Below are 2,777 nucleotides of genomic sequence, written 5' to 3' on the forward strand. Positions count from 1 at the left end.
ACGCCGAGAAGCGGCCGGACCCCGAGAAGCGGGCGGGGTCCGGCGCCGCCCGGGCGCCGGACCCCAACGGCCCCTGACCGAAGGTCAGTTGTGGGCGTGCAGGTCGGCGTTCAGGCCGCCCCAGGAGCCGGAGCGGGCGATGACCTCGACCGCGCCGCTCTGCGAGTTGCGGCGGAACAGCAGGTTGTCCTGGCCGGACAGTTCGACGGCCTTGGCCACCGTGCCGTCCGGGGTGGTGACCCGGGTGCCGGCGGTCACGTACAGGCCGGCCTCGACCACGCAGTCGCTGCCGAGCGAGATGCCGATGCCCGCGTTGGCGCCGAGCAGGCAGCGCTCGCCGACCGAGACGACCTGCTTGCCGCCGCCGGACAGGGTGCCCATGATCGAGGCGCCGCCGCCGATGTCGCTGTGGTCGCCGACGACGACGCCCGCGCTGATCCGGCCCTCGACCATGGAGGTGCCCAGCGTGCCGGCGTTGAAGTTGACGAAGCCCTCGTGCATCACGGTGGTGCCGACGGCCAGGTGGGCGCCGAGCCGGACGCGGTCGGCGTGGGCGATGCGCACACCGGCCGGGGCGACGTAGTCGGTCATCCGCGGGAACTTGTCGATCCCGTAGACGGCGAGCTGGCCGCCCTGGGCGCGCACGGCGAGGCGGGCCTGCTCGACCTTGTCCACCGGGACGGGGCCGATGCTGGTCCACGCGACGTTGGCCAGCAGGCCGAAGATGCCGTCCAGGTTCTGGCCGTGCGGCTTGACCAGGCGGTGGCTGAGCAGGTGCAGGCGCAGGTACACGTCGTGGGTGTCGAGCGGCTTCTCGTCCAGCGAGGCGATGGTGGTGCGCACGGCGACCACCTCGACGCCGCGGCGGGCGTCGACGCGCAGTGCCTCGGCCGCGCCGGCGCCGAGCTCGGCCTCGGCCTGCTCGGCGGTCAGACGGACGGTGCCGGCCGGGCCGGGCTCGGCGGCCAGCACGGGGGCGGGGAACCAGGTGTCGAGGACGGTGCCGTCGGCGGCGATGGTGGCCAGACCGGTGGCCACGGCGCCGTTCGCCGGGGAGGTGGATTCGAGCGAGGTGGATTCAGCAGTCACACCGTGCACGTTAACCAATGCGGGGCCCCGGTGCCGAACACGCCCACCGGGCGGACGCGCCCGGCGAACGCGCCGGTCGGCGGCCCGCGGGGCGGGAAAACCCGGTGCCCGGCGTTCGGGCGCTGGGCAATACTTCAGCGGGTGTTCATGTCGATCTCCACCACCGGCAGCGCCGAGGACCCGGCCACGGACCTCGGGTTCCTGCTGCACAAGCACCCCGACAAGGTCCAGCGGTTCGCCACGTCGCACGGCGAGGCCCACGTCTTCTACCCCGAGGCGGGGGACGAGGTCTGCACGGCGGCGCTGCTGCTGGACATCGACCCGATCGCGCTGGTCCGCAAGGGCCGGGGCGACGGCAGGGGGCGCGGCGGCTCGCCCGACTTCGCGCTCGCCCAGTACGTCAACGACCGCCCGTACGCCGCGTCCTCGCTGCTCGCGGTGGCGCTGCGGACGGTGTTCCGGTCCGCGATGAAGGGAGACTGCCCGGTCCGGCCCGAACTGCCCGGGCGGGTCCGCCCGCTGCGGATCGAGCTGCCCGCCGTGCCCGCGAACGGTGCGGGCGAGGGCGGCGGCCCGGCCCTGGTGGTCCGGCTGTTCGAGCCGCTGGGCTGGCAGGTCGAGGCGACGGCGGTCCCGCTGGACGAGTCGTTCCCCGAGTGGGGCGAGTCCCGCTACGTCCGGATCGCGCTCTCCTCCGGGACGGTCCGGCTCGCCGACGCGCTCCAGCAGCTGTACGTGCTGCTGCCGGTGCTGGACGGCGCCAAGCACTACTGGGTCGCCCCGGACGAGGTGGACAAGCTGCTCGCGGCCGGTCAGGGCTGGTTGGCGGCCCACCCCGAGCGCGCCCTGATCACCCGCCGCTACCTGGCCCGGCGCTGGTCGCTGACCCGGGCCGCGATGGAGCGCCTGGAGCTGGCCCGGCTGGCGGAGGCCGACGACCGAGAGGTCGAGGAGATCGACAACGCGGTCGACGACCGGTCCGAGGGGGAGGTGCGGGACGAGCCGGAGCCCCGGCAGCCCTCGCTCGCCGAGCAGCGCCGCACCGCGATCATCGCCGCGCTGCGCGAGACCGGTGCCACCCGCGTCGCCGATCTCGGCTGCGGCCAGGGCGAGTTGATCGTCGAACTGCTCAAGGACGCCCGGTTCACCGGAATCCTCGGCGTGGACGTCTCCGCCCGGGCGCTGCGGTCGGCGAGCCGCAGGCTGGGCCTGGAGCGGATGCCGGAGCGTCAGGCGGCCCGGGTGGCGCTGGCGCAGGGGGCGCTCACCTACACCGACGCCCGGCTCAAGGGCTTCGACGCGGCGGTGCTGTGCGAGGTGATCGAGCACCTGGACCTGCCGCGGCTGCCCGCGCTGGAGTACGCGGTGTTCGGCGCCGCCCGGCCGAGGGCGGTCGTGGTCACCACGCCGAACGCCGAGTACAACGTCCGCTGGGAGAGCCTGCCGGCGGGTACCGTCCGGCACGCCGACCACCGCTTCGAGTGGTCCCGGGCCGAGTTCCGCGCCTGGGCCGGGAAGGTCGCGGCCGCGTACGGCTACACCGTGGAGCTGCGCCCGGTCGGCCCGGAGGACGAGGAGGTCGGCGCCCCGACCCAGCTGGCCCTGTTCACCACGACGCCGACCCCCGCGCCCCCCCCCCCCCCCCCGCCCCCCCCCCCCCCCCCCGCCCCCCCCCCCCCCCGGGGGCA

At 75.2% G+C, this 2,777-nt stretch carries 2 protein-coding genes; one reads left to right on the forward strand and one right to left on the reverse strand.

Translation table 11 applies throughout. The annotated features are described in order from the left end of the window. Positions 1-84 precede the first annotated feature (84 nt). A complete protein-coding gene (dapD, locus tag ACFU6K_RS18405) occupies positions 85-1,089 on the reverse strand; it encodes a 2,3,4,5-tetrahydropyridine-2,6-dicarboxylate N-succinyltransferase (RefSeq protein ID WP_380664233.1) in 1,005 nt (334 codons plus the stop codon). Positions 1,090-1,230: 141 nt separating this feature from the next. Here dapD and ACFU6K_RS18410 point away from each other — a divergent pair. Further along, positions 1,231-2,777 (forward strand): 3' terminal RNA ribose 2'-O-methyltransferase Hen1 (locus ACFU6K_RS18410; protein WP_380664235.1); only part of this gene is annotated, 1,547 nt, incomplete at its 3' end.

This window comes from Kitasatospora sp. NPDC057512 (assembly GCF_042802135.1).
GTDB lineage: Bacteria > Actinomycetota > Actinomycetes > Streptomycetales > Streptomycetaceae > Kitasatospora.